Origin of the sequence: Pseudomonas wuhanensis (assembly GCF_030687395.1) — a bacterium.
Lineage (GTDB): Bacteria > Pseudomonadota > Gammaproteobacteria > Pseudomonadales > Pseudomonadaceae > Aquipseudomonas > Aquipseudomonas wuhanensis.
Genome location: NZ_CP117430.1, coordinates 2,309,337 through 2,333,645, shown reverse-complemented (window position 1 = coordinate 2,333,645; position 24,309 = coordinate 2,309,337). Strand labels below are relative to the sequence as shown.

The following is a 24,309-nucleotide window of genomic DNA, read 5'->3' as shown; positions in this document are numbered from 1 at the left end:
GCCCCGCCTTTCAAACATCCGTTTTCAGGTTGTTGCCGCTGGGGCCATCGATACACGTACGCGCCCTTGAGTGGCTGCAAGCGCTCGGGTAATGTCATTAGACCCATAGGACAGAGCACGCCCATGACTTCCAAGCTGGAACAACTCAAACAAATGACCACCGTGGTTGCCGACACCGGCGACTTCGAAGCAATCGCTCGCGTTAAACCCGTGGACGCTACCACCAACCCTTCCCTGCTGCTCAAAGCGGCGGCCATTCCCGGTTATGCCGAGTTGCTGAACGCTTGCGTTCACGACTGCAAGGGCGATGTGGGCCTGGCCAGCGACCGTTTTGGCGTTGCGGTAGGGCAAGAGATTCTGAAGGTTGTACCGGGTCGTATTTCCACCGAGGTGGATGCGCGCCTGTCGTTCGACACTGACGCCGTATTGAAGCGTGCGCACCGTCTGATCGACCTGTACGACAAGGCCGGCGTTGGCCGTGACCGTGTGCTGATCAAGATCGCTTCGACCTGGGAAGGCATTCGCGCTGCCGAGAAGCTGGAAAAGGAAGGCATCCAGACCAACCTGACCTTGTTGTTCTCTTTCGCTCAGGCTGCGGCCTGTGCTGACGCTGGGGTTTTCCTGATTTCGCCGTTCGTGGGCCGCATCTACGACTGGTACAAGAAGGCCACCGGCAACGACTACACCGGCGCGGATGATCCGGGCGTGCAGTCGGTGACGCGTATCTACAATTACTACAAGGCCAATGACTACAAGACTGTGGTCATGGGTGCGAGCTTCCGTAACCTGAATCAGATTGAGCAACTGGCTGGGTGTGATCGCCTGACCATCAGCCCGGATCTGCTGGAGAAGCTGGCTACGGATACTGGCAAGCTGGAGCGCAAATTGGCGCCGGGGCATGCCGGTGAAGCGCGTCTTAGCTTGAATGAAGCGCAGTTCCGCTGGTTGTCCAACGAAGATGCGATGGCGACTGAAAAGCTGGCTGAGGGGATTCGTCAGTTTGCTCGGGATCAGGAGAAGCTTGAGGCGTTGTTGCAGGCCAAGCTGTGATCTAGTTCGAAGCTGTGCAAAAAGGGCGAACCTTGAAGAGTTCGCCCTTTTTTTGCGTTGAATTTGGGCATTGGATGGCTGCGCGCGGAGGGATGTGGCGTTTGTGATGACGCCATCGTGGGCAAGCCCGGCTCCCACAGGGGTTCTGTGGTGGGTCGCGATAGTGTTTACGACTGAGGCTTATGTGGGAGCTGGCTTGCCTGCGATGGGGCCCATAAGACCCACATCACTTCTGGGAATCAGTGCCGCTCCAGCGCATTCACCAGGTCATGGAACGCCTCACGGTTGGAGTCGTTCAGGCCCATGAGAATTTTGTGCGCTTCGAGGACTTTGACGCGTACCACTTCTTCGGACTGGTCCTGGTCTGGCAGGTCGGTCAGGCATTCTGGGCATGGGATCGGGCGGTCAACGATGTTGAACACTTGCTCGAAGCCCATGGATTGCAGCAGACGGGTGATGTCTTCGTGGGTGGTGACGACGGTCGGCAGCAGGCCGACCTTTTGCCGCGACAGGATCGACAGTTTGGCCAACAGGCCCAAGGTGGTGCTGTCGATACTGCGGGTTTCGGTCAGGTCGATCACGATGGCGTTGAAATTCAACGCGGTGAAGATCCGCTCAATAGTCGCATCCAACGCCGAACACAGGGTCAGGCGAACTTCACCGACGAACTTCAGGACGAAGGTGCCATCCTGCTCGGCGAACTGGATTCTACCGGTACTCATTAAAGATTCCTGCTCAACACCAACAGGGCGATATCATCCGGCATCTCCCCTAGCGTGGCCAATCCAAAAACCTGCCGCAGACCATCCAGGCTGCCGCCCGCTGCCTTCACTCGTTGAGGCAAAGCAGCTTCTTTATCTTTGAGTGTGGGTTCTGGCAAAAGGTCCAAAATGCCATCAGACATCAGCGTCAAACTGAACACTGGCGGCAATTCCAGTACGTGATCTTCGTAGGTGGCTTCATTGAAGAGGCCCACCGGCAGACCGCGCCCTTCCAGGTAACGAACACTGTCTGGCGTGTACAACACAGGCAACGGCAGATGACCGCCGATGCTATAGGTCAACAAACCTGTCTCCTCGTCGATGACTCCACCGACCATTGTGACGTGTTTACCCAGCTTACAACTGATCAGGCCCCGGTTGATATGACCAAGGACCTCTGAAGGCTTGAATTCCGGCAACGTGCCGTTGCGTTTGGATTCGAACAGCAAGCGCGTGGTCATGAACTTCAGCAACACGGTAACGAAGGCTGAAGAGGCGCCATGACCGGAAACGTCTGCCAGGTAGAACGCTACCCGACGCTCGTCGACCCGGAAGTAGTCGACGAAATCGCCCGACAGGTACAGCGACGGGATTATCTGGTGCGCGAACTGGAACTCGTTGATGCTCCAGGGGCTGACCGGCAGCATGTTCATCTGCACCTGGCGACCGGCGTTCTGGTCTTCCTGGAGCAGGTTCAGGCTGGCTTCGAGCTCTCGGTTGGCCTTTTCCAGCTTCTCGCGGTAGCGCTGGTTTTCCAGCAGCAGGCGCGCACGATCCAGGGCCCGGCGCACGGAGTGCTCGAGCACGGCCAGATCTTCGAGAGGCTTGATCAGGTAGTCCGCCGCGCCCAGACGCAGGGCCTCGACCGCGTCGTTCATCACGCCGGCGCCCGACACCACGATTACCGGGGTTTGCGGCGACAGCTCGGTGACCTGGCGAATGAGTTCGAGTCCGCCCATCTGCGGCATGCGCAGATCGCAGATGACCAAATCGGGCTTGTCTTGCTCGAATACCTGAAGTCCCTGCTGGCCATTGCTGGCCTGCAGGACACTGAAACCACTGTCTTCCAAGTAGGCCGCGAGGCTCGCGCGCACTACTTCGTCATCATCGATTATCAGCAGCGTGGCACTGGTTTTTGGCATGTGGGCAAACGGCGCCAGAATTAGGTTGGCGTAGCAGGCTGGGCATTTGGCCCTGCTCACACTACTGGATTCGCTTTCTAGCCTCTCTGGCCGCACCGTTTTCGAGCGTTTGCCCTACTCACAGGTCCACCAAAGGTGCCCTTCTAAGGCGCAGACGGTACTCCCATCCGCGAGGCGTTTCAAGCTCACGCCGATGGTCGCTTGACGTCTTTACTTGTCAAATCACCGAGAGTTATAAGAACAGGCAAAACCGTAACCCAAAGGAAGGATCGAGCCCATGAGCCAAACTGATCGGGACTACAGCGAAAAGCGCGATTTCATCCGCATGCGGGTCGATGCCGATGTGTCGCTGATTCATGAGGGCGACGAGGTGCCAGCCGTCTGCATCGACCTTTCCAGCAGCGGTATGCAGGTTGAGGCGCCCCGCTTGTTCAAGGTCGGTGACCGGCTTAGCGTGCGAATTGATTCCGATCACACGGCGCTAAAAGGCCTTGAGGCCGATACCGAGGTGGTGTGGGTGAAAGCACAGGACGGTGGCAGTCAGAAACTCGGGCTTACAATCCTGAAGATGAAATAACCCGCTAGCCAAACGAAAGAAGGCGGCCAAATGGCCGCCTTCTTCGTTTTACCGGTCGAGATTAAAAATCGTCTTCGACCTGGCCGTCCTTGACCTTGAATTCGCGGTTTTGCAGGTACGCATTGCGAATAAAGGTGTATTTGTCGCCGCTGACCAGCTTCTCGGCCGACAGCAGGTTGGCGCGGGTGTCTACGATGTTCAGGCCGAAGATCGAATTACGCACCGGCACGTCGTGGATGTAGCGGTACGGGCCGGTATAGCCGTCGACATACTTGGAAGGCGCATCACGCAAAGTGCTTGGACCCAGCAGCGGCAGCATCAGGTACGGGCCGCTGCCCACGCCCCAGTAACCGAGGGTCTGGCCGAAGTCTTCGTCGTTGCGCTGCAGGCCCATTTGGGTGCCCACGTCGAAGAAGCCCAGCAGGCCGAAGGTGGTGTTGAAAATCAAGCGCGCAGTGTCGACGCCAGCCGCGGCGGGCTTGGCCTGCAACACGTCGTTGGCGAGGTTGGTGACGTCGCCGACGTTGCGGAACATGTTGTGGATGCCGTCTTCCAGGAACTGCGGCGTGACGAACCGGTAGCCCTGAGCTACCGGCTTCAGCGCGTAGGTGTCGACGAAGTCGTTGAACTTGTAGATCGGGCGGTTAATGCTTTCCCAAGGGTCTTCTTCCGTGGCAGCCTGAGCCGCGAACGGAACCAGCAATACACTGGCACACATACAAAGCTGAGCGAGTCGATTGCTCCAGCGCATACAGAAACTCCTTGGATTCATACTGGCATGGGCGCTTGGCCCAAGCACAAAGACCGCTAGTATATGATGGAAAATCCTGTTTAGGCAGCTTCGTGCGCGATGGCCTGCGACCGACTGTGCCTGGCTGGGAGCGATTCACATCAGTGTCACTCAACTGTCACCGTCCACGAATAGCCTTGTTACTATTTCAAGGATGTTGATATGCCACGCGCCGAAACCTCGCCTCTCATCGCGCCCAGCCTGACCGCTGTACTGTTCGGCCTCAGTGGATGTCTGGTGGATTTCGGCGCACGCACTCGCCAACCCGGCACACTGACTGCCGAGCACACCGAAGTCACGCTCGGTGCTCTGGATAGCCTGTCCAGCTTGCAGCGCCAACAGATTCCTTGTGCCTGGCTCGATGAACTGCCCCCCGCCCTCAGCCACTCGCTGGCCGCGGCACTCCCGGCCTGGATCAAACCTTCGCAACACCCGGAAACAATCAATCCATGGCCAGCCCCGAATGCCTGCTGGCAAGCCTTGATGGCGCTGAACGTCGAGCGTCTGGACGGTTGCGTGCTGGTCAGCGGCGAACCACGCTTGCTGCAATCAGGCCTGAATGCCGGGTTGTGGACCATTGGCCTGGCGTCCTGCGGCTCGTTGTGTGGGCTCGCGCCGAGTGAATGGCAGGCCTTGAGCCAAAAGGAACGGGAACACCTGCGTGGCAAGGCCACAATGCAGTTGTTCGGCCTGGGCGTGCATTCGGTGATCGATCATCTGGGCGAGCTCGACACCTGCCTGGCCGATATCAGCCTGCGCCGACTCAAGGGCGAGAAGCCCTGATCGCCGCCTCACACCTATGAAGGCATGCAGGTTGCCCGAGAGTGGATTAATCTGAAGGTCAGCCATAGACCTTTGGCGCGCCGCTGCGGTCTATGCCAGTGCCTATCGATAAAAGGAAGAACGCCATGCCTGCCCGCGAACTGCAAGAACAGCTCAACAAACTGCGCGAGCAATTGGAACAGAATCCACCGCTTTCCGAAGCCGAGCGCGCTGACCTGCACGCGCTGATGCAACAGATCGAACTTGAGCTTGAACTCGAAACAAAAACCCAGGACACCAACCTCGCCGACAATGTGAACCTGGCCGTCGAGCGCTTCGAAGTCGAACATCCCGCCCTTGCCGGCACCTTGCGTAACATCATGCAAGCCTTGGTCAGCATGGGGATCTGAACCCACCATATGCAAAAAAGCCCCGCTATCGATAGCGGGGCTTTTTCGTTTCTGCAGTCCGAAGCACCACGGTTCTATTGTGGCGAGGGGGCTTGCCCCCGTTCGGCTGCGAAGCCGTCGCAAATCATTGGGGGCAAGCCCCTCGCCACAGGTTCCATGCTTGACTTAAGCCTTATTGACGGACCAACCGATGGTTCGGCAGTTGCACTTCTTCCGTGCTGCGATACGGGTTGATGTCCAACCCGCCGCGACGCACATACCGCGCATACACCGTCAGTTTCTCTGGCTTCAGCAACCGTTGCAGGTCGAGGAAAATCCGCTCCACACACTGCTCATGAAAGTCCGAGTGCTGACGAAAGCTCACGATGTATTCCAGCAAACTCGCGTGATCCAGCGCCGCGCCGCGATACTCCACCGCCACGCTGCCCCAATCCGGTTGACTGGTAACCGGGCAGTTGGACTTTAGCAAATGGCTGTGCACGGACTCTTCAATAATGAGTGACTCATCGCAGCGCAGCAGTTCCGGACGCGGATGCTCATAGCTGCTGACGCTAATGTCCAGGTCATCGATGCACACGCCCGGCAATGCCACGACGCCTTCTGCCTCAACCTCTTTCAGGCTGCGAATCCGCACGCCCACCGGTTTGCCGGCAGCAGCCGAGAGGTCTTTCGCCAGCGTCGCTTCAAGGCTCGCGGTATCGGCAAACGCTGTCTGGTTCAGCGAGTTGAGGTACAGCTTGAACGACTTCGATTCGATGATGTTCGGCGAATCCGCCGGAATGCTGAATTCGCCAATCGCCACCACAGGCTTGCCGGATGGCAACAGCCACGACAGTTCGAAGCAGTTCCAGAAGTCCACGCCCTTGTACGGCAGGGTTTCAGCCGTCAGGCCCAGTTCGGCCCATTTCGCGGTACGCGGGATTGGGAACAGCAGGGACGGCGTGTAGGTGGCGATGTATTCGCTGGATTTGCCCAGCGGCGAATGTTCGGCTGCGGGATGCATGGCGGAAACCTGACTGAAGAATCAGCGGATTCTACCAGCCTTTGCTCCCGCCTTTGAGTGCTTACTGACTGACTGTCAATTTGCCGACCATGCCGGCCTGATAGTGGCCGGGGATATTGCAGGCAAATTCCAGGTTGGTGGCCTTGGTGAAGGTCCAGGTCAGCTCGGCGGTTTTGCCCGGTTCCACCAACACACTATTGGGGTCGTCATGCTTCATGCCGTGGTCCATGGTGCCATGATCCATTCCGGCCATGGAACCGTGATCCATGGTCTTCATGCCTGTAGGCATCAACATGCCGCTTTGCTGCATCTGGAGCATTTCCCGCTGATGCCTGGCATGCATCTGTGCATCGCCGAGGTTGAATTCATGCAGCAACTGGCCTTTATTCACCAGTACGAGACGCACGGTTTCCCCGGCCTTGATATCGATGGCCTTGGGGCTGAAGGTCATATCGCCCATCACCACTTCAACGCTGCGGGTAGCCTGTGCGGCCGAGGCTGGTTGACCGAAATCGTAGGTCTGTGCCGGCGAGGCTTCCAGCCCCAGGCTCAGACTCAGCAAACAAGCGGCCAGTACCAGATGCTTTTGCAAAAACATAGTCGCACTCCAATAAGATGAGGTTCAGCTTGTGGGAGACTCTACCAACCAGTTCTGCCAGCCACCTGACAGACGGATTACAACTTTGTCATATTGACCAGCTTCCTTGCCGCCCACGGTATAACGCACCTGTTCCTACTGCCCGAGTCGCCCATGAAACTGCTGATCGTCGAAGACCAACCGAAAACCGGCCATTACCTGCGCCAGGGCCTGACCGAGGCCGGGTTCAATACCGAACTGGTGGCAGATGGCACCACTGGCCAGCAACTGGCCTTGAGTGGCGATTACGCCTTGTTGATTCTCGATGTGATGCTGCCTGGCCGCGATGGCTGGCAGATTTTGCAAGCGGTGCGCGGTGCAGGCCTGGACACGCCGGTATTGTTTCTTACAGCCCGCGACGCGGTGGAGGACAGGGTCCACGGCCTGGAACTGGGCGCCGACGACTATCTGGTCAAACCTTTCGCCTTCTCCGAACTGCTGGCCCGGGTTCGCAGCCTGCTGCGGCGCGGTAGCGCAACACCTCAGGAAACCAGCCTGCAACTGGCCGACTTGCGCCTGGACCTGATCCGCCGCAGGGTCGAGCGCAACGGCCAGCGCATCGACCTGACCGCCAAGGAATTCGCCTTGCTGGAAATGCTCCTGCGGCGCCAAGGCGAAGTGCTGCCCAAGTCACTGATCGCTTCCCAGGTGTGGGACATGAATTTCGACAGCGACACCAACGTCATCGAAGTGGCGATCCGTCGTTTGCGTCTGAAGATAGATGACGACTTCCCGAACAAGTTGATCCACACCGTGCGCGGCATGGGCTACGTCCTTGAAGAGCGCCCTGCCTGATGCGCCGACTTTCATTAAGCAGCCGTCTGGCACTGCTGTTTGCCGCCTGCACTGCGGTGGTGTCGTTGTTTGCCGGGGTGTTGTTCAGCCGCGCCAGCGAGGCGCACTTTATCGAGCTGGACCAACAGTTGCTGGATGGCAAACTGATTGGTTTGCGCCGGGCACTGGATGACATTCAGTCCAGCGATACCGAGGCCAGGCTAGCCGACGAATTGAGCCGACAGGCCGATCTTTCACTGCGCATCGTTGGCAGTGACGGTCAACGGCTGTACGACAGCTCGCCCCGCTTACCCAAAGATTTGCCGCGCAAGCCTGGCCTGTCGACGGTGAGCGACGACGGCACCGATTACCGCGTCCTGAATGCGCCGCTGTTCCTCGACAAACCCGACTCGCCGCAACTGACTTTGCTGCTGGACATCACCCACCACCAACACTTTCTACAACGCATGCAACACCTGATCTGGCTGACGATTGGCCTCTCAGCCCTGGCCACGGCCCTGCTCGGCGCCTGGGCGGCGCGCAGTGGTTTGCGTCCGTTGCGGCGCATGAGTGCGGTCGCCAGCGGCGTGTCGGCGCAATCGCTCAACGCCCGCCTGCCGGAAGCAGACATGCCGCCGGAACTCGCGGAAATGGCCCACAGCTTCAACGCCATGCTCGAACGCCTCGACGACTCTTTTCAGCGGCTCTCGGCCTTCTCCGCCGACATCGCCCATGAACTGCGCACACCGCTGTCGAACCTGCTGACCCACACCCAGGTCACCCTCACCCGCCCACGTCCCATCGAGGATTACCGCGAAGCGCTGCACAGCAACCTCGAAGAACTGCAATGGATGGCGCAACTGGTCAACGACATGTTGTACCTGGCCAAGGCTGACCATGGCTTGCTGATGCCCAAGCGCGAACCGCTGGAACTGGCGGAAGAAGCCGATGTGCTGCTGGAGTTTTTTGCGCCGTTGGCCGAAGACGCTCAGGTGAAGTTGAGTCGTGACGGCAGCGCGCGCATGCAGGGCGACCGCAGCATGTTGCGTCGGGCGCTGTCCAATTTGCTGGACAATGCGTTGCGGTTTACCCCGGTCGGTGGCGAGGTGCGGGTAAGGATTGTCGAGCAGCCGACTGGCTTGAGCTTGAGCGTTGAAAACAGTGGCGAAGGGATTTCTGAAGACTTGGTGCCGCGCTTGTTTGACCGTTTCTACCGGGCAGACCCGGCACGTCGTGAAGGCAGCAGTGAGCATGCAGGGTTGGGGTTGGCGATTACCCAGTCGATCATCCGCGCCCATGGCGGGCAGATTCGTTGCGAATCGGATCAGGGGTGGACGCGGTTTGTGATTGAGTTGCCGAAGGGGGATTGAGGCTAGCAGGGCCGGCCCCATCGCGGCCCACAGTGACCGAGTTGAATCACAATGATGTGAACGACTCGAAACCCTGTGGGAGCGGGCTTGCCCGCGATAGCGATCTACAGGCTTACGAATACCGCAACGCAGTAGCCGGCTCGACCTTCGCCGCCCGCCACGCCGGATACACCGTCGCCAAAAAGCTCATGATGAAACCGGCGGAACAGATCAACAACACATCCGCGCCCTGCAGTTCCGACGGCAAGTTACTGACAAAGTACACATCGGAACTGAAGATGTGCTGCCCGCTCACCCGCTCCATCCAGCCTACCAGTTCGCTGACGTTCAACGCTGCAATCACGCCCAGCACGCCGCCAATCAAGGTACCGACAACCCCGATCACCGTGCCCTGCACCATGAAGATCGCCATGATCTGCCGAGGCGTCGCGCCGATGGTGCGCAGGATCGCGATGTCCGCGCCCTTGTCGTTCACCACCATGATCAGGGTGGCGATGATGTTGAACGCCGCCACCGCGACGATCATCAGCAACAGCAGGCCGATCATGGTTTTTTCCATCTTCATCGCGCTGAACAGACTGCCCTGGGTGTGGGTCCAGTCGTCAGCCTTGTAGGCAGCGCCCAGGCCACTCGCGATGTCGCTCGACACTTGCGGCGCGGCGTACAGATCCTTCACCGCCAAGCGTACGCTCTGCACCTGATTTGGCTGCCAGTGTTGCATCTGTGCGGCATCGGCGAGGTGGATCAGCGCCATCGAGCCATCCAGCTCGGCGCCGACCTTGAACACGCCCACCACGTCCAGCCGCTGCATGCGCGGGGTAATCCCGCCCGGCGCGGTGCTGATTTCCGGCACGATCAGGGTGATCTTGTCGCCGACATTCAAGCGAAAGCGCCGCGCAGTGATCTCACCGATCACCACGCCGAACTCGCCCGGCTTCAAGGCGTCGAGACGCCCCTGAACAATATGTTTGGCAACGATCGACACCTTGCCTTCCAGCGCCGGGTCGACACCGCTGACCTGGATCGGCTGCATCGTGCCCTTGTAGGACAGCATGCCTTCCATCTCGGTGAACGGCACCGCCGCCGTCACTTCAGGATTCTTCATCGCCGCGGCGGCCACCGGCTGCCAATCGTCGATAGGGTTCACGCCGACGATGGTCGCGTGGGGCACCATGCCGAGGATGCGCGAGCTCATTTCGCGCTGGAAGCCGTTCATTACCGACAGCACCACGATCATCGCCAGCACGCCCAGGGCGAGGCCGATCATCGAAGTCATCGAGATGAAGGAAACAAAGCGATTGCGGCGCTTGGCGCGGGTATAGCGCGTGCCGATAAAGATCGATAACGGTCTGAACATTCGCTGGGGCACCGTATAAAAATAAAAGACCCGACGCACTGTTCAGTACGCCGGGTTTCGGTCAATCAGATGGGTGTCAGGTAACCTTCCTGCAAATGCAGGACGCGATCCATCTGGCGGGCCAGGTTCATGTCGTGGGTCACCACCAGGAACGCGGTGCGCATCGAAGTGCTGAGTTCCAGCATCAAATCCTGAATGCCCTGCGCGGTGTGGGAATCGAGGTTACCGGTCGGCTCGTCGAGCATCACCAGGCCTGGCTTGTTCACCAGGGCACGGGCGATGGCCACACGCTGGCGTTCGCCACCGGACAATTCCGCCGGTTTGTGCTCCAGACGATGGCCCAGCCCTACCCGCTCCAGCAACGCCGTCGCACGTTGACGCGCTTCCGGGATCGCAGTTTTACCGATCAGCAACGGCATGCAGACGTTTTCCAGCGCGGTGAACTCAGGCAGTAAGTGGTGGAACTGGTAAACGAAACCCAGCGACCGATTGCGCAGCAGGCCACGCGCCTTTTCGTTCAATGCCGAGAGCTCTTCACCGGCCAGCCAGACGCTGCCCTTGGTCGGCGTATCGAGGCCGCCCAGCAGGTTGAGCAAGGTACTTTTGCCCGAACCCGACGTACCGACGATCGCCACGCGCTCACCTGGGTGCAGCTCCAGTTGCAGACCCGCCAGAACCTCTACCGATTCCGGGCCTTCCACATAGGATTTGCCCAGGTTGCGGCAGCTCAAGATTGCTTTATCACTCATGCCCGACTCACTCATAACGTAGCGCCTCCGCAGGCTGGGTGCGCGCGGCACGCCAGGCTGGATACAGGGTGGCGAGGAAACTCAGGACCAACGCGGCGGCGCAGACCATCAACACGTCCTGGCTCTGCACTTGCGACGGCAGGTAATCGATGAAATACACGTCGGCGTTCAGGAATTTATGGCCGATCAGCCCTTCAAGGGCCGAAATCGCGGCGCTGACGTTCAGCGCGGCGAAGATCCCGACCACGGCGCCGATCAGCGTACCGACCACGCCAATGACCGTACCCTGAACCATGAACGTCGCCATGATCGAACCCGGCGTGGCGCCCAGGGTGCGCAGGATCGCGATGTCGCCCTTCTTATCGTTCACCACCATCACCAGCGTGGAGATGATGTTGAACGCTGCAACGGCGACGATCAGCAGCAACAGCAGGCCGATCATGGCTTTTTCCATGCGGATCGCCTGATACAGATTGCCGTGGGTGCGGGTCCAGTCGCGGGCGTAATACTGATCTTCGCCGAGTTGCTGAGCGATGGTCCACGCCACGCGTGGTGCCTGGAACAGATCGTCGAATTTCAAGCGCAGGCCTTGGACCTGATCCGGCTTCCAGCGGTGCAGCTTCGCCAGATCCTGCAAATTGGTGATGCCCAGATAGCCGTCGATCTCACCCGCACCGACGTGGAAGATGCCGACCACGGTAAAGCGTTTCATGCGCGGGAACATACCGGCGGGGGTCACGGTGACTTCCGGCGCGACAAACGTCAGCTTGTCGCCGACCGCCACGCCGAGCTTGGCTGCGGCCTTGTCGCCGATGACGATGCCGAAACTGCCCGGTGCCAGGTCATCGAGTTTGCCCTGCTGCATGAAGTTATCAATGATCGACACCTGCCGTTCCTGCACAGGGTCGATGGCATTGAGCAGCACTTTGGAAACCTTGCCGTTGTTGGTCAGCAGGCCCTGCATCTGGACGAAGGGCGCAACCGCCGCCACCTGCGGGTTCTGCTTGACCTTGGCGGCCAGGCTTTGCCAGTCGCTGATCGGCTCACCGGACTCGATGGTCGCGTGGGGCACCATGCCCAGCACGCGGGTGCGCATCTCATGATCGAAGCCGTTCATGACCGACAGCACGACGATCATCACGACCACGCCAAGGGCGAGTCCGATCATTGAGGTCAGGGAAATGAACGACACAAAATGATTGCGACGCTTTGCACGGGTATAACGCGTGCCAATAAATACGAAGAGAGGTCTGAACATGTCGGGGCTTGTTCGGAGGGAAAAGGAACGTCCTTGTGGCGGGGGTCGATAACCAGCTTTACACTCAGACCACCGCCGCTACCATGGGTTCGCCATGTCGACATTAGATGAAGAAGATCGCCGCGAATACTACCGTATCGAGGACACGATCGCACTGGAAATTCGGCCCCTGTCTGCTCCCGAAGCCGCAGGCCAGGAAGTGTTGCAGGATGCTTCCCCTCTATTCAACCTGCTCAGCGAACTGCACCTGAGCGAATTCGAGTCGCAACACCTGCTGCGACAGATCAGCGAACGCGACCGCACCATCGCCGCGTTCCTGAAATCCCAGAACAAACGCATCGACCTGCTGAGTCAGGTGGTCGCCCTGACTGTGCTCGGACAGATCGGCGAGCCGCAGCCGGTGATCATCTCCGAAGGCGGCATCGACTTTCAGTATCCGACACCCATTGCCGTCGACGCGCACCTGTCGATCAAACTGGTGCTGATGCCACAAGCCCTCGGCCTGTTGCTGCGGGCACGCGTCACCCATTGCGACCGCAAGGGCGACGGCTACGACGTCGGCACCGAGTTCGAATACCTGTCCGATGCCCAGCGGCAATTGCTGGCCCGTTACATCTTGCAGCGACAGGCACAAGAACGACGCCTGGCCCGCGAACAAAACGAATCAGGCATTTAATTTAAGGAAGAACCGTGACTCTCATCTACGGCCATCGCGGCGCCAAGGGCGAAGCACCGGAAAACACCCTGACCAGCTTTCAGGAATGCCTCAAGCACGGCGTACGTCGTTGTGAACTGGACTTGCACCTGTCCAAAGACGGCGAGTTGATGGTGATCCACGACCCGACCCTCAAACGCACCACCGACCGCCGCGGCAAAGTGGTCGAACACACGGCGGCAGAGCTAGTGACCTACGACGCGCGCAAGGGTGGCCCGGGCTGGATCAAACCTTGCCCGATTCCAACGCTGGAAGAATTGTTCGAAAAATGCGATTTCGAGCACTGGCAGCTGGAAGTCAAAAGCGCTTCACGCACCCGTGCCGCGACCACCGTGCTGGCGATTCGTGAACTGGCCCAGCGTTTCGGCATGCGGGACAAGGTCACGATCACGTCGAGCTCACGCGAAGTATTGAAAGCCGCGCTGGACCTGGTGCCGGACGTGTCTCGCGGATTGGTGGCCGAATACGCCTGGCTCGACCCGCTGAAGGTCGCGCAAAACTATGGCTGTGAGATGCTGGCGCTGAACTGGACCCTGTGTACGCCGGAACGCCTGCAGAAGGCGCAGCGTCAGGGGCTGCATGTGTCGGTGTGGACAGTCAACGAGCCCGCGCTGATGCGCAGACTCGCCGACTTCGGCGTTGACAGCCTGATTACAGACTTTCCCGGTTTGGCCACTGCCACGCTCGAGAATTGCTGAAATCGGTCTCCCCGGCCGGCTCAGGCCACCGGCCGGAGCCGCTCAAAAAAGCCGGTTGAGGCCATCGTACGCCGCTACCCGATAGGCTTCGGCCATGGTCGGGTAGTTGAACGTCGTGTTGACGAAGTACTTCAGCGTGTTCAGTTCGCCCGGCTGGCTCATGATCGCCTGACCGATGTGCACGATCTCCGACGCCTGATAACCGAAGCAGTGAACGCCCAGCACTTCCAGGGTCTCGCGGTGGAACAGGATTTTCAGCATGCCCTGAGGCTCGCCGGCAATCTGTGCACGCGCCATGCTCTTGAAGAACGCCTTGCCGACTTCGTACGGCACCTTGGCCTGCGTCAGCTCTTGCTCGTTCTTGCCGATCGAGCTGATCTCCGGAATGGTGTAGATGCCGGTCGGCACGTCATTCACGAAGCGCCAGCTATTGTTATCGACGATGCTGCCAGCAGCTGAGCGACCCTGGTCGTGGGCGGCACTGGCCAGGCTCGGCCAGCCAATCACATCACCGGCACCGTAAATGTTCGGTACGCAGGTGCGGTAGGCTTCGTCGACTTCGATCTGGCCACGGCTGTTGACCTTCACGCCGATGTTTTCCAGACCCAGCTGGTCGGTGTTGCCGGTACGGCCGTTGCACCAGAGCAAGGCATCGGCCTTGATCTTCTTGCCGGACTTGAGGTGCAGGATCACGCCGTTGTCCACGCCTTCGACGCGGTCGTAATCTTCGTTGTGACGAACCGTGATGTTGTTGTTACTGAAGTGGTAACTCAGCGCCTGGGAAATTTCCGAGTCGAGGAAGCTCAGCAACTGACCGCGGTTGTCCACCAGCTCCACCAGCACACCCAGGCCACTGAAGATCGAGGCGTATTCGCAACCGATAACACCAGCGCCGTAAACGATGAGTTTGCGCGGGGTGTGGCCAAGGCTGAGGATGGTGTCGCTATCGTAGATACGCGGGTGATGGAAATCGATGTCCGCCGGGCGATAAGGACGCGAGCCGGTAGCGATGATGATGTGCTTGGCCACCAGTTTTTCAACCACGCCGTTGGCGCAGACCACTTCGATGGTTTGCTCGTCGGCGAAGCTGCCGGTACCGAAGAACACGTCGACACGGTTACGGGCGTAGTAGCCGGTACGCGAGGCGACTTGTTTGGAGATGACTTTTTCGGCGCTTTTCAAAACGTCCGGGAACGAGAACCAGCGCGGCTCACCAATGGCCCGGAACATCGGGTTGGTGTTGAACTGCATGATCTGCCGGACCGAGTGACGCAAGGCCTTGGACGGGATGGTGCCCAGGTGGGTGCAGTTGCCGCCGACCTGGCGACGGCTATCGACCATCGCCACCTTGCGCCCTGCCTTGGCGGCGTTCATTGCCGCGCCTTCTCCCGCCGGGCCGGAACCCAACACCACCACATCGTAGTTGTAGACAGCCATGCGTACTCCTCAGAACAGGCCGCGGCGCCCTCGGCACCTGCAGCTAAATCACGCCGATCTGCGGCGTGAAGGAACAATTTGGGGCCAGTACAGAACCCGGACACAGTCTATAGAAGCGTCAACGCCGGGCACATTAACCCTTGGTCGCGTCGTAGGCTAGTTTTGCCTGCACTACAACGCCATCAAAAATGCTTTTGATCCCGCAATCACTTGGTTTTCTCACCCGCCAGGCGCTCAAAAGCCTGATTGGTGCGGATGACGAAACCTGTATCGGCACGAATCACAAAGAATGCACCAATGTCATGGGTTTCGGCATAGTCCCAACCCCGTTCAGGACCGAGAATCAGCAACAGCGTCGATAGGCCATCGGCCATTAACGCTGAAGGATGAATCACTGTGACTGACGCCAGGGTGTGTAGGACCGGTGCACCGGTGCGGGCATCGAAGGTGTGGGAATAGCGCTGGCCGTTTTGCTGAAAATAATTACGGTAGTCGCCGGACGTGGACACACCGTAGCCGTCGACGGCGATGATGCGTTTGGCCACTTGTTGGTCATCGCGGGGCTCTTCCAGGGCGACGTGCCAGGCCGAACCATCGGGCTTGTGCCCCGTAGCCTTGAGCTCTCCAGTGGCTTCAGCGAGGTAACTGTCGATACCCAAGGCCTCGAGCCTGCCGGCGATCCGGTCGACAGCATAGCCAGCGGCGAGACTGTTGAAGTCAACTTCCACCGCGGCATCCTTACACAACTGATCACCGTCGATGCGCAAGTGGCTGTGGCCGACGCGTTGCTGCACCTCGGCGAGCGCTTCGGCACTCGGAACTTTTTCCTCTCGCGCCTGCGGACCGAATCCCCAAAGGTTGAGCAACGGCTCCACCGTCAAATCGAAGGAGCCGTCGCTTTGGGATGACAACTTCTCGCCCACACGGATCAATTCGAGCACAGGGCCAGGCATGAACTGACAGCGACCGGCCGGCAATGCGTTGAAGCGTACGGTGTCCGAGTCGCTGCGATAGGTCGAGAATTGTCGATCCACTTCGGCGAGGATACTTTCTACTTCGGCCTGCACCGCTTTCGGCCCGGGCGTGGAGGAATGTCTTACGTATTGAATGGAATAACGACTGCCCATGGTCGGGCCATCGAAGCGTTCCAGGCTGTCGCCGTTGCCGCAACCGGACAAAACGCCGGCCAGCACCACAAGTCCACTCCACCGTCCAGTTAACAAATCTTCATCTCCCCTCAAAACCGCGCCCGCCATTATGGGCCTCAGAGCGCATGAGAGCGAGGTCTGCCAGCGCCCGTCAGCCAGACGCAAAACCTGTGGAAGCGAGCCTGTGTGGCGAGGGGCTTGCCCCCGTCCGATTGCGAAGCAATCGTAAGTCCGGTCACCGCTATCGCGAGCAGGCTCCCACAGGTGCAGCGTTTTCAAACAAGATTTACCAGCGTGAGTACCTACAAATGCCTTCCAACACGAGCAACGGCAAAGCAATTTTTCGCGTCGTCAGCGGAAACTTCCTGGAGATGTTCGACTTCATGGTCTACGGCTTTTACGCCACGGCCATTGCAAAAACCTTCTTCCCTGCCGACAGCGCTTTCGCTTCCCTGATGCTGTCTTTGGCCACTTTCGGCGCCGGCTTCCTGATGCGTCCGTTGGGGGCGATTTTCCTCGGGGCTTACATCGACCGTCACGGCCGCCGCAAAGGCCTGATCATCACATTGGCGATGATGGCCGCCGGCACACTATTGATTGCGTGCGTGCCGGGTTACGCGACGCTGGGTGTCGCGGCGCCGCTGATCGTATTGCTTGGTCGCCTGTTGCAAGGCTTCTCGGCGGGCGTGGAGCTGGGCGGTGTGTCGGTGTACCTCGCCGAAATCTCCACACCAGGCCGTAAAGGCTTCTTCGTCAGCTGGCAGTCCGCCAGTCAGCAAGCCGCGGTGGTCTTCGCTGGCCTGCTCGGGGTGGGTTTGAACCATTGGCTCAGCCCGGAAGAAATGGGCGAATGGGGCTGGCGCGTGCCGTTCCTGATCGGCTGTATGATTGTGCCGGCGATCTTCGTGATTCGCCGCTCGCTGGAAGAAACCCCGGAATTCCAGGCGCGTAAGCACCGCCCTACCCTGCAGGACATTGTTCGCTCGATTGGTCAGAACTTCGGCATCGTCCTCGCCGGCATGGCGCTGGTGGTGATGACCACGGTGTCGTTCTACTTGATCACCGCCTACACCCCGACCTTTGGCAAAGCCGAACTGCATCTGTCGGATCTGGATACGTTGCTGGTGACCGTGTGCATTGGCCTGTCGAACTTCTTCTGGCTGCCGGTGATGGGCTCTGTGTCTGACAGGATCGGGCGCAAACCCCTGCTGTTGGCGGCGACGATTCTGGCGATCCTCACGGCTTATCCAGCGCTGTCATGGCTGGTGGCGAACCCGAGCTTCAGCCACCTGCTGATCGTCGAGTTGTGGCTGTCGTTCCTGTATGGCTCCTACAACGGCGCCATGGTGGTGGCCCTGACCGAGATCATGCCGGTGGAAGTTCGCACGACCGGTTTCTCCCTTGCCTACAGCCTCGCGACCGCGACCTTTGGTGGTTTCACACCGGCGGCCTGTACGTATCTGATCCATGTGCTGGACAACAAGGCGGCGCCGGGGATCTGGCTCAGTGCCGCGGCGGTGCTGGGGTTGATTGCGACGCTGGTGCTGTTCAAAGGCAATCGACATGAACTGCGGACTGCGCAAGCGGCAGTGGTCGGCGGTGCCTGATAAATCGCCATCGCGGGCAAGCCCGCTCCCACAGGGTTCTGCGGCGCTCCCACCATTGCGAAACCACCACCAAAACATGTGGGAGCGGGCTTGCCCGCGATGAGGCCCCGCATAAACAACACACCTACAACTGACAAACCGCATAAACAAAAACGCCCCGACCAAAGTCGGGGCGCTTTCATGTGCGGCTAAGGCTTAGCGCGGGAATGCTGGCGGGTTTACACCGGCCATGTCTTCCATCACGCGGACTACCTGGCAGCTGTAACCGAACTCGTTGTCGTACCAGACGTACAGAACAACGCGGTTGTCCTGAACGATGGTCGCTTCAGCGTCCACAACGCCTGCGTGGCGCGAGCCAACGAAGTCGGTGGAAACCACCTCCTGCGAATTAACGTAGTCGATTTGCTTGTGCAGATCGGAGTGCAGCGCCATGTAGCGCAGGTACTCGTTCATCTCTTCACGGGTGGCAGCTTTCTCAAGGTTCAGGTTGAGAATGGCCATCGACACGTTCGGCGTCGGAACACGGATCGCGTTACCGGTCAGCTTGCCGGCCAGCTCAGGCAGTGCCTTGGCGGCAGCGGTGGCAGCACCAGTCTCGGTGATCACCATGTTCAACGCGGCGCTACGGCCACGACGATCGCCCTTGTGGAAGTTGTCGATCAGGTTCTGGTCGTTGGTGTACGAGTGAACGGTTTCGACGTGACCGTTGATGATGCCGAACTTGTCATTCACAGCCTTCAGCACCGGCACGATGGCGTTGGTGGTGCAGGAAGCGGCGGACACGATCTTGTCCTCAGCGGTGATTTCACCGTGGTTGATGCCGTGAACGATGTTCTTCAACTTGCCTTTGCCAGGCGCGGTCAGAACAACGCGGTCGATACCCGGGCATGCCAGATGCTGGCCCAGGCCGTCGGCGTCACGCCATACACCGGTGTTGTCCACCAGCAAGGCATTTTTGATGCCGTACTGGGTGTAGTCCACTTCAGTCGGGTTCTTCGCGTAGATAACCTGGATCAGGTTGCCGTTCGCGGTAATGGTGTTGTTGGCTTCATCAATAGTGATGGTGCCATTGAACGAACCGTGCACCGAGTCGCGACGCAGCAGGCTGGCACGCTTGACCAGATCGTTCTCGGCGCCCTTGCGGACAACGATGGCACGCAGACGCAGGCCGTCGCCACCACCGGTTTTCTCAATCAGGATGCGCGCCAGCAGACGACCGATACGACCGAAGCCGTACAGGACAACGTCGGTGCCGGTACGGCCGGAACCATTCTGCTTGCCGACCACATCAGCCAGTTCGTCACGGACGAACGCTTCGGCGGTACGGCCATTGCCTTCGGCTTTGAATTTGACGGCCAGCTTGCCCAGGTCTACCGAAGCAGCGCCGAGCTTGAGCTCGCTCATTGCCTTGAGCAGCGGGAATGTTTCGTGGACGGACAATTCGCTGTCATCGGACTGGCGATGGCGAGCAAAGCGGTGAGCTTTGAGGATCGCGATGACAGACTGGTTGATCAGACTGCGGCCATAGATCGAGCTCACCACATTGTTATTGCGGTAGAGCTGACCGATAAGCGGAATCATCGCTTCTGCGAGTGCTTCACGGTCGATCCATTCACCAAGACACTGGTCGGGCTTCTGAGTCACGGGAACCTTCCACATGTAGGGGCTGAAAAAAGGGGCTACATTATGCCGCCGACTGCCTCCCGTAGCAATGCGCGCCTGTCGCACGGACGGTAACAAAATCCCGTTCAAAAAAATTACGCCCAGCCCCAGCCCAGTAAAACCGGGGCCTCCAGCATCGTCAATTTTTTGGAGATATCGCCGCCTTGTCCGTAACCATCCGTAACACGCGTTCGTTTTGCCACTACATAATCAGCAATTTTCACTAAAAAACCACTCGATTTTGTCATTACCACTACATTTTGCCCAACCCGCGTAATAGACATATCTGCAACTGACAGCCGGCACCTGAGGCCGTTACAATTGTCGACTTTGTCGCAACGCTTGGAGCTCAACCTTCCGTGCCCGTTCTGCGTCTACCGCTTCTCCCTGCCGCGGCAGGTAAACAGCACTGGGGCAACCTGCCCGGTGCCGCCCTGAGCCTGGCCATTGCCGAGGCCGCCAGCGCTGCCAAGCGCTTTACCCTGCTACTGACCGCCGACAGCCAGAGTGCCGAACGGCTGGAACAGGAGCTGAGTTTCTTCGCCCCGGATTTGCCTGTCCTGCATTTCCCCGACTGGGAAACCCTGCCCTACGACCTGTTCTCGCCACACCAGGACATCATCTCTCAGCGCATCTCCAGCCTGTATCGGTTGCCGGAGCTGGAGCATGGCGTGCTGGTCGTGCCAATTACCACGGCCCTGCACCGCCTGGCGCCGACCAAATTCCTGCTCGGCAGCAGCCTGGTGCTGGATGTCGGCCAGAAGCTTGATGTCGAGCAAATGCGCAGCAGGCTTGAGGCCAGCGGCTATCGTTACGTCGATACTGTCTATGAGCACGGCGAATTCACCGTGCGCGGCTCGCTGATCGATCTGTTCCCGATGGGCAGCAAATTGCCCTTCCGTATCGATCTGTTCGACGACGAAATCGAAACCCTGCGTACCTTCGATCCGGAAAACCAGCGCTCCATCGACAAGGTGGGCACTGTTCGCCTGCTGCCGGCGCGGGAGTTCCCGCTGCAAAAGGACGCGGTCACCCGCTTCAAGGCGCGCTTCCGTGAGCGTTTCGATGTCGACTTCCGTCGCTGCCCGATCTTTCAGGATTTGAGCAGCAGGATTACACCGGCCGGTATCGAGTACTACTTGCCGCTGTTCTTCGACGAAACCTCCACGCTGTTCGATTACCTGCCTCAGGACACACAAGTGTTCTCTTTGCCGGGCATTGAACAGGCGGCGGAGAATTTCTGGAACGACGTGCGCAATCGCTATGAAGAGCGCCGCGTCGATCCATCCCGTCCTTTATTGCCACCGGCCGAGCTGTTCTTGCCGGTGGAGGACTGCTTTGCCCGCCTGAAGAGCTGGCCCCGTGTGGTTGCCAGTCAGCAGGACGTTGAAACCGGTGTCGGTCGCGAGCGCTTCCCGGCTCAGCCGCTGCCGAACCTGGCCATCGAAGCCAAGGCCACTCAACCGTTGGCGGCGCTGGCCGGTTTCCTCGACGAATTCCCTGGCCGAGTGCTGTTTACCGCCGAGTCCGCGGGCCGTCGTGAAGTGCTGCTGGAATTGCTGGAACGCCTGAAGCTGCGACCGAAAACCGTCGACAGCTGGCCAGACTTTGTTGCGAGCAAGGAGCGCTTGGCGATCACCATCGCGCCGCTCGACGAAGGTCTGCTGCTGGACGATCCAGCCCTGGCCCTGATCGCTGAAAGCCCGTTGTTCGGTCAGCGCGTAATGCAGCGCCGTCGTCGCGAGAAACGTGCTGACGCCAACAACGATGCAGTGATCAAAAACCTCACCGAGCTGCGCGAGAACGCGCCGGTGGTGCACATCGATCATGGTGTCGGCCGTTATCTGGGGCTGACGATCCTGGAAATCGACAACCAAGCCGCCGAATTCCTGACCCTTGAATATGCCGAGAACGCCAAGCTGTACGTCCCGGTAGCCAACCTGCATTTGATCGCTCGTTATACCGGAAGCGACGATGCCCTGGCACCGCTGCACCGCCTCGGCTCCGAGACCTGGCAGAAAGCCAAACGCAAAGCCGCCGAACAAGTGCGCGACGTGGCCGCCGAGTTGCTCGACATTTATGCCCGTCGCGCCGCTCGCGAGGGTTATGCCTTCGCCGACCCGAAAGCCGATTACGCGACCTTCAGCGCCGGTTTCCCGTTCGAAGAAACCCCGGACCAGCAGACCACCATCGAAGCGGTGCGCGCCGACATGCTCGCACCGAAACCGATGGATCGTCTGGTTTGCGGCGACGTCGGTTTCGGCAAGACCGAAGTGGCCATGCGCGCGGCGTTCATCGCGGTGCACGGCGGTCGTCAGGTGGCGATTCTGGTGCCGACCACCCTGCTCGCCCAGCAGCACTACAACAGTTTCCGCGACCGCTTTGCCGACTGGCCGGTGACCGTGGAAGTGATGAGCCGCTTCAAGTCGACCAAGGAAGTCAATGCCGCGGTCGCGGACTTGGCCGAAGGCAAGATCGACATCGTCATCGGCACACACAAGCTGCTGCAAGACGACGTGAAGATCAAAAACCTCGGGCTGGTGATCATCGACGAAGAGCACCGTTTCGGTGTCCGTCAGAAAGAACAGCTCAAAGCACTGCGCAGTGAAGTCGACATCCTGACGCTGACCGCTACACCGATTCCGCGCACGCTGAACATGGCGGTGTCGGGCATGCGCGACCTGTCGATCATCGCCACGCCACCGGCCCGTCGCCTGTCGGTGCGCACATTCGTCATGGAGCAGAACAAGAGCACGGTCAAAGAGGCCCTGCTCCGTGAGTTGCTGCGTGGCGGTCAGGTCTACTACCTGCACAACGACGTGAAGACCATCGAGAAATGCGCCGCCGACCTCGCCGAACTGGTGCCGGAAGCGCGGATCGGCATCGGCCATGGACAGATGCGCGAACGTGAACTCGAACAAGTGATGAGCGACTTCTATCACAAGCGCTTCAACGTGCTGATCGCCTCGACCATCATCGAGACCGGCATCGACGTGCCGAGCGCCAACACCATCATCATCGAGCGTGCCGACAAGTTCGGTCTGGCGCAGTTGCACCAGTTGCGTGGCCGCGTCGGTCGCAGCCACCACCAGGCGTATGCTTACCTGCTGACACCGCCGCGCCAGCAAATCACTCCCGACGCGGAAAAGCGCCTCGAAGCGATTGCCAATACCCAGGACCTCGGCGCGGGCTTCGTGCTCGCCACCAACGACCTGGAAATCCGTGGTGCCGGCGAACTGCTGGGCGACGGGCAGAGCGGGCAGATCCAGGCCGTCGGCTTCACCCTGTACATGGAAATGCTCGAGCGCGCGGTGAAGTCGATCCGCAAGGGCGAACAGCCGAACCTCGATCAACCGTTGGGCGGTGGTCCCGAAGTCAATCTGCGTGTACCGGCGTTGATTCCCGAGGACTACCTGCCGGATGTTCATGCTCGACTGATTCTCTACAAACGCATTGCCTCGGCCACCGACGAGGAAGGCCTCAAGGACCTGCAAGTGGAGATGATTGACCGTTTCGGTCTGCTGCCGGAGCCGACCAAAAACCTGGTGCGGATCACGGCGCTGAAATTGCAGGCCGAACAACTGGGCATCAAGAAAGTCGACGGCGGCCCGCAAGGTGGTCGTATCGAGTTCGCGGCGCAGACACCGGTTGACCCGCTGACACTGATCAAGTTGATCCAGAGCCAGCCCAAACGCTACAAATTCGAAGGCGCCACGATGTTCAAATTCCTCGTGCCGATGGAGCGCCCGGAAGAACGCTTTAATACTGTAGAGGCGCTATTCGAGCGCCTCATTCCGACCACTGCTTGAAGGACGCCGCATGCGCCTGTTTCGCTCACTGACCTTGTTGACGACGTTGTTGATGTCTCTGCTCGCCTCGACGGCGTCTGCCGATGATCTGTATCAGGTTGAAATGATTCTGGTACGGCAAAATGCCGTGCCCGCCATCGTCAGCCGCGCCGCACCGGAGGACTGGGATGCCGGCGCCCAACGTATCAGCCCCGACAGCTTTCGCACGCCGAGCCTGAATGCTGAAGTGGAAAAACTCAGCGCCAGCAACAACTACACGGTGTTACTGCACAAGGCCTGGCAACAGAACCTGGGTGAAGAAGCCAGCAAAGTTGCGATCAGCGAGGGCAAGGAGCAGTTTGGCCAGTACCCGATCGAGGGCACGCTAAGCCTGAAACTGGGGCGCTTCACCGACGTTGACGCCGATTTCTGGGTCAACCAGATCGATGCCAACGGCCTGGTTACCGCCAGCGAACGCCTGAAACAGGAAAGCCACACCAAAAACGGCCAACTGAACTTCCTCGATAACGGCCATCTGGGCCTGCTGATCAAGATCACTTCGCTGACCGCCCCTGCGCCTCGGCCAGTCCCTGATGTAATTCCGGACTGATTGA

At 59.4% G+C, this 24,309-nt stretch carries 23 protein-coding genes; 11 read left to right on the top strand and 12 right to left on the bottom strand.

Features of this window, described 5'->3' with window-relative positions; all coding sequences use genetic code 11:
- Window positions 1–123: 123 nt before the first annotated feature.
- Complete coding sequence (gene tal / locus PSH88_RS10805; protein ID WP_305426191.1) at window positions 124–1,050, top strand: transaldolase; 927 nt, start codon at window positions 124–126, stop codon at window positions 1,048–1,050.
- 239 nt (window positions 1,051–1,289) lie between these two features.
- Here the strand turns inward: tal and rssC are convergent, their stop codons facing one another.
- Both rssC and rssB read right to left on the bottom strand, forming a co-directional pair.
- Window positions 1,290–1,772 carry an anti-sigma factor antagonist RssC gene (gene rssC, locus PSH88_RS10800; RefSeq protein WP_007897104.1) on the bottom strand — a complete coding sequence of 161 codons (483 nt, stop codon included), beginning with the start codon at window positions 1,770–1,772 and terminating at the stop codon, window positions 1,290–1,292.
- Window positions 1,772–2,953 (bottom strand): two-component system response regulator RssB, encoded by a 1,182-nt coding sequence (gene rssB / locus PSH88_RS10795; RefSeq protein ID WP_008076016.1) that lies wholly within the window; start codon window positions 2,951–2,953, stop codon window positions 1,772–1,774. The genes rssC and rssB overlap by 1 nt, the downstream gene beginning before the upstream one ends.
- A 277-nt stretch (window positions 2,954–3,230) precedes the next feature.
- On the opposite strand from rssB, the gene PSH88_RS10790 reads away from it, so the two are divergent.
- The gene (locus PSH88_RS10790; RefSeq protein WP_305426190.1) at window positions 3,231–3,530 is read left to right on the top strand and encodes a PilZ domain-containing protein; all 300 of its coding nucleotides are present in this window, start codon (window positions 3,231–3,233) and stop codon (window positions 3,528–3,530) included.
- 61 nt (window positions 3,531–3,591) lie between these two features.
- Here the strand turns inward: PSH88_RS10790 and PSH88_RS10785 are convergent, their stop codons facing one another.
- On the bottom strand, window positions 3,592–4,281 hold the full coding sequence (locus PSH88_RS10785; protein WP_305426189.1) for an MlaA family lipoprotein: 690 nt from the start codon (window positions 4,279–4,281) through the stop codon (window positions 3,592–3,594).
- Window positions 4,282–4,482: 201 nt separating this feature from the next.
- Here PSH88_RS10785 and pcrP point away from each other — a divergent pair, with 201 nt between their 5' ends.
- Entirely contained in the window at window positions 4,483–5,103 is a 621-nt protein-coding gene (pcrP, locus tag PSH88_RS10780) for an HAD superfamily inactivated hydrolase PcrP (RefSeq protein ID WP_305426188.1), read from the top strand.
- A 125-nt stretch (window positions 5,104–5,228) separates the two neighbouring features.
- Window positions 5,229–5,492, top strand: coding sequence for a DUF4404 family protein (locus PSH88_RS10775; RefSeq protein ID WP_305426187.1), 264 nt, complete (start codon window positions 5,229–5,231; stop codon window positions 5,490–5,492).
- Window positions 5,493–5,664: 172 nt separating this feature from the next.
- On the opposite strand, the gene queF is transcribed toward PSH88_RS10775, so the two are convergent.
- Both queF and copI read right to left on the bottom strand, forming a co-directional pair.
- A complete protein-coding gene (gene queF, locus PSH88_RS10770; RefSeq protein ID WP_305426186.1) occupies window positions 5,665–6,495 on the bottom strand; it encodes an NADPH-dependent 7-cyano-7-deazaguanine reductase QueF in 831 nt (276 codons plus the stop codon).
- 61 nt (window positions 6,496–6,556) lie between these two features.
- Window positions 6,557–7,093 (bottom strand): copper-resistant cuproprotein CopI, encoded by a 537-nt coding sequence (gene copI / locus PSH88_RS10765; protein WP_305426185.1) that lies wholly within the window; start codon window positions 7,091–7,093, stop codon window positions 6,557–6,559.
- 153 nt (window positions 7,094–7,246) lie between these two features.
- On the opposite strand from copI, the gene PSH88_RS10760 reads away from it, so the two are divergent.
- Together PSH88_RS10760 and PSH88_RS10755 are read left to right on the top strand one after the other, a co-directional pair.
- Complete coding sequence (locus PSH88_RS10760) at window positions 7,247–7,927, top strand: heavy metal response regulator transcription factor (RefSeq protein WP_305426184.1); 681 nt, start codon at window positions 7,247–7,249, stop codon at window positions 7,925–7,927.
- On the top strand, window positions 7,927–9,276 hold the full coding sequence (locus PSH88_RS10755; RefSeq protein WP_305426183.1) for a heavy metal sensor histidine kinase: 1,350 nt from the start codon (window positions 7,927–7,929) through the stop codon (window positions 9,274–9,276). Before PSH88_RS10760 ends, PSH88_RS10755 begins: the two co-directional genes overlap by 1 nt.
- Before the next feature lie 112 nt (window positions 9,277–9,388).
- On the opposite strand, the gene PSH88_RS10750 is transcribed toward PSH88_RS10755, so the two are convergent.
- From PSH88_RS10750 to PSH88_RS10740, 3 genes are all read right to left on the bottom strand, one after another.
- A complete protein-coding gene (locus PSH88_RS10750; protein WP_305426182.1) occupies window positions 9,389–10,633 on the bottom strand; it encodes a lipoprotein-releasing ABC transporter permease subunit in 1,245 nt (414 codons plus the stop codon).
- A gap of 65 nt (window positions 10,634–10,698) precedes the next feature.
- Window positions 10,699–11,382 carry a lipoprotein-releasing ABC transporter ATP-binding protein LolD gene (gene lolD, locus PSH88_RS10745; RefSeq protein WP_020700644.1) on the bottom strand — a complete coding sequence of 228 codons (684 nt, stop codon included), beginning with the start codon at window positions 11,380–11,382 and terminating at the stop codon, window positions 10,699–10,701.
- A 7-nt stretch (window positions 11,383–11,389) separates the two neighbouring features.
- Window positions 11,390–12,640, bottom strand: a complete 1,251-nt coding sequence (locus PSH88_RS10740; protein ID WP_305426181.1) for a lipoprotein-releasing ABC transporter permease subunit — start codon at window positions 12,638–12,640, stop codon at window positions 11,390–11,392.
- A 94-nt stretch (window positions 12,641–12,734) separates the two neighbouring features.
- Here PSH88_RS10740 and PSH88_RS10735 point away from each other — a divergent pair, with 94 nt between their 5' ends.
- Window positions 12,735–13,316 carry a PilZ domain-containing protein gene (locus PSH88_RS10735; RefSeq protein ID WP_305426180.1) on the top strand — a complete coding sequence of 194 codons (582 nt, stop codon included), beginning with the start codon at window positions 12,735–12,737 and terminating at the stop codon, window positions 13,314–13,316.
- A gap of 14 nt (window positions 13,317–13,330) precedes the next feature.
- Complete coding sequence (locus tag PSH88_RS10730) at window positions 13,331–14,053, top strand: glycerophosphodiester phosphodiesterase (RefSeq protein WP_305426179.1); 723 nt, start codon at window positions 13,331–13,333, stop codon at window positions 14,051–14,053.
- 42 nt (window positions 14,054–14,095) lie between these two features.
- Here the strand turns inward: PSH88_RS10730 and sthA are convergent, their stop codons facing one another.
- Both sthA and PSH88_RS10720 read right to left on the bottom strand, forming a co-directional pair.
- Complete coding sequence (gene sthA / locus PSH88_RS10725) at window positions 14,096–15,490, bottom strand: Si-specific NAD(P)(+) transhydrogenase (RefSeq protein ID WP_007907752.1); 1,395 nt, start codon at window positions 15,488–15,490, stop codon at window positions 14,096–14,098.
- A gap of 206 nt (window positions 15,491–15,696) precedes the next feature.
- Window positions 15,697–16,746 (bottom strand): FAD:protein FMN transferase, encoded by a 1,050-nt coding sequence (locus tag PSH88_RS10720; RefSeq protein ID WP_305426178.1) that lies wholly within the window; start codon window positions 16,744–16,746, stop codon window positions 15,697–15,699.
- Window positions 16,747–16,946: 200 nt separating this feature from the next.
- Here PSH88_RS10720 and PSH88_RS10715 point away from each other — a divergent pair, with 200 nt between their 5' ends.
- Window positions 16,947–18,245 carry an MFS transporter gene (locus PSH88_RS10715; protein WP_305426177.1) on the top strand — a complete coding sequence of 433 codons (1,299 nt, stop codon included), beginning with the start codon at window positions 16,947–16,949 and terminating at the stop codon, window positions 18,243–18,245.
- A 195-nt stretch (window positions 18,246–18,440) separates the two neighbouring features.
- Here the strand turns inward: PSH88_RS10715 and PSH88_RS10710 are convergent, their stop codons facing one another.
- Window positions 18,441–19,904, bottom strand: coding sequence for a glyceraldehyde-3-phosphate dehydrogenase (locus tag PSH88_RS10710; RefSeq protein WP_305426176.1), 1,464 nt, complete (start codon window positions 19,902–19,904; stop codon window positions 18,441–18,443).
- A 98-nt stretch (window positions 19,905–20,002) separates the two neighbouring features.
- The gene (locus tag PSH88_RS10705) at window positions 20,003–20,155 is read right to left on the bottom strand and encodes a hypothetical protein (protein WP_305426175.1); all 153 of its coding nucleotides are present in this window, start codon (window positions 20,153–20,155) and stop codon (window positions 20,003–20,005) included.
- A 111-nt stretch (window positions 20,156–20,266) separates the two neighbouring features.
- On the opposite strand from PSH88_RS10705, the gene mfd reads away from it, so the two are divergent.
- Both mfd and PSH88_RS10695 read left to right on the top strand, forming a co-directional pair.
- Entirely contained in the window at window positions 20,267–23,716 is a 3,450-nt protein-coding gene (mfd, locus tag PSH88_RS10700; protein WP_305426174.1) for a transcription-repair coupling factor, read from the top strand.
- A 10-nt stretch (window positions 23,717–23,726) separates the two neighbouring features.
- On the top strand, window positions 23,727–24,305 hold the full coding sequence (locus tag PSH88_RS10695; RefSeq protein WP_305426173.1) for a CsiV family protein: 579 nt from the start codon (window positions 23,727–23,729) through the stop codon (window positions 24,303–24,305).
- Window positions 24,306–24,309 lie beyond the last annotated feature (4 nt).

What these genes read in the sequence shown, in the direction of transcription:
- queF (WP_305426186.1), bottom strand. Translation starts at nt 6,495, where the DNA reads ATGCATCCCGCAGCCGAACATTCGCCGCTGGGCAAATCCAGCGAATAC.
- PSH88_RS10735 (WP_305426180.1), top strand. Translation starts at nt 12,735, where the DNA reads ATGTCGACATTAGATGAAGAAGATCGCCGCGAATACTACCGTATCGAG.
- PSH88_RS10740 (WP_305426181.1), bottom strand. Translation starts at nt 12,640, where the DNA reads ATGTTCAGACCTCTCTTCGTATTTATTGGCACGCGTTATACCCGTGCA.
- PSH88_RS10785 (WP_305426189.1), bottom strand. Translation starts at nt 4,281, where the DNA reads ATGCGCTGGAGCAATCGACTCGCTCAGCTTTGTATGTGTGCCAGTGTA.
- PSH88_RS10720 (WP_305426178.1), bottom strand. Translation starts at nt 16,746, where the DNA reads ATGGCGGGCGCGGTTTTGAGGGGAGATGAAGATTTGTTAACTGGACGG.
- PSH88_RS10710 (WP_305426176.1), bottom strand. Translation starts at nt 19,904, where the DNA reads ATGTGGAAGGTTCCCGTGACTCAGAAGCCCGACCAGTGTCTTGGTGAA.
- PSH88_RS10790 (WP_305426190.1), top strand. Translation starts at nt 3,231, where the DNA reads ATGAGCCAAACTGATCGGGACTACAGCGAAAAGCGCGATTTCATCCGC.
- pcrP (WP_305426188.1), top strand. Translation starts at nt 4,483, where the DNA reads ATGCCACGCGCCGAAACCTCGCCTCTCATCGCGCCCAGCCTGACCGCT.
- rssC (WP_007897104.1), bottom strand. Translation starts at nt 1,772, where the DNA reads ATGAGTACCGGTAGAATCCAGTTCGCCGAGCAGGATGGCACCTTCGTC.
- PSH88_RS10705 (WP_305426175.1), bottom strand. Translation starts at nt 20,155, where the DNA reads ATGACAAAATCGAGTGGTTTTTTAGTGAAAATTGCTGATTATGTAGTG.
- PSH88_RS10755 (WP_305426183.1), top strand. Translation starts at nt 7,927, where the DNA reads ATGCGCCGACTTTCATTAAGCAGCCGTCTGGCACTGCTGTTTGCCGCC.
- PSH88_RS10775 (WP_305426187.1), top strand. Translation starts at nt 5,229, where the DNA reads ATGCCTGCCCGCGAACTGCAAGAACAGCTCAACAAACTGCGCGAGCAA.
- PSH88_RS10695 (WP_305426173.1), top strand. Translation starts at nt 23,727, where the DNA reads ATGCGCCTGTTTCGCTCACTGACCTTGTTGACGACGTTGTTGATGTCT.
- PSH88_RS10715 (WP_305426177.1), top strand. Translation starts at nt 16,947, where the DNA reads ATGCCTTCCAACACGAGCAACGGCAAAGCAATTTTTCGCGTCGTCAGC.
- sthA (WP_007907752.1), bottom strand. Translation starts at nt 15,490, where the DNA reads ATGGCTGTCTACAACTACGATGTGGTGGTGTTGGGTTCCGGCCCGGCG.
- copI (WP_305426185.1), bottom strand. Translation starts at nt 7,093, where the DNA reads ATGTTTTTGCAAAAGCATCTGGTACTGGCCGCTTGTTTGCTGAGTCTG.
- PSH88_RS10760 (WP_305426184.1), top strand. Translation starts at nt 7,247, where the DNA reads ATGAAACTGCTGATCGTCGAAGACCAACCGAAAACCGGCCATTACCTG.
- tal (WP_305426191.1), top strand. Translation starts at nt 124, where the DNA reads ATGACTTCCAAGCTGGAACAACTCAAACAAATGACCACCGTGGTTGCC.
- lolD (WP_020700644.1), bottom strand. Translation starts at nt 11,382, where the DNA reads ATGAGTGATAAAGCAATCTTGAGCTGCCGCAACCTGGGCAAATCCTAT.
- PSH88_RS10750 (WP_305426182.1), bottom strand. Translation starts at nt 10,633, where the DNA reads ATGTTCAGACCGTTATCGATCTTTATCGGCACGCGCTATACCCGCGCC.
- rssB (WP_008076016.1), bottom strand. Translation starts at nt 2,953, where the DNA reads ATGCCAAAAACCAGTGCCACGCTGCTGATAATCGATGATGACGAAGTA.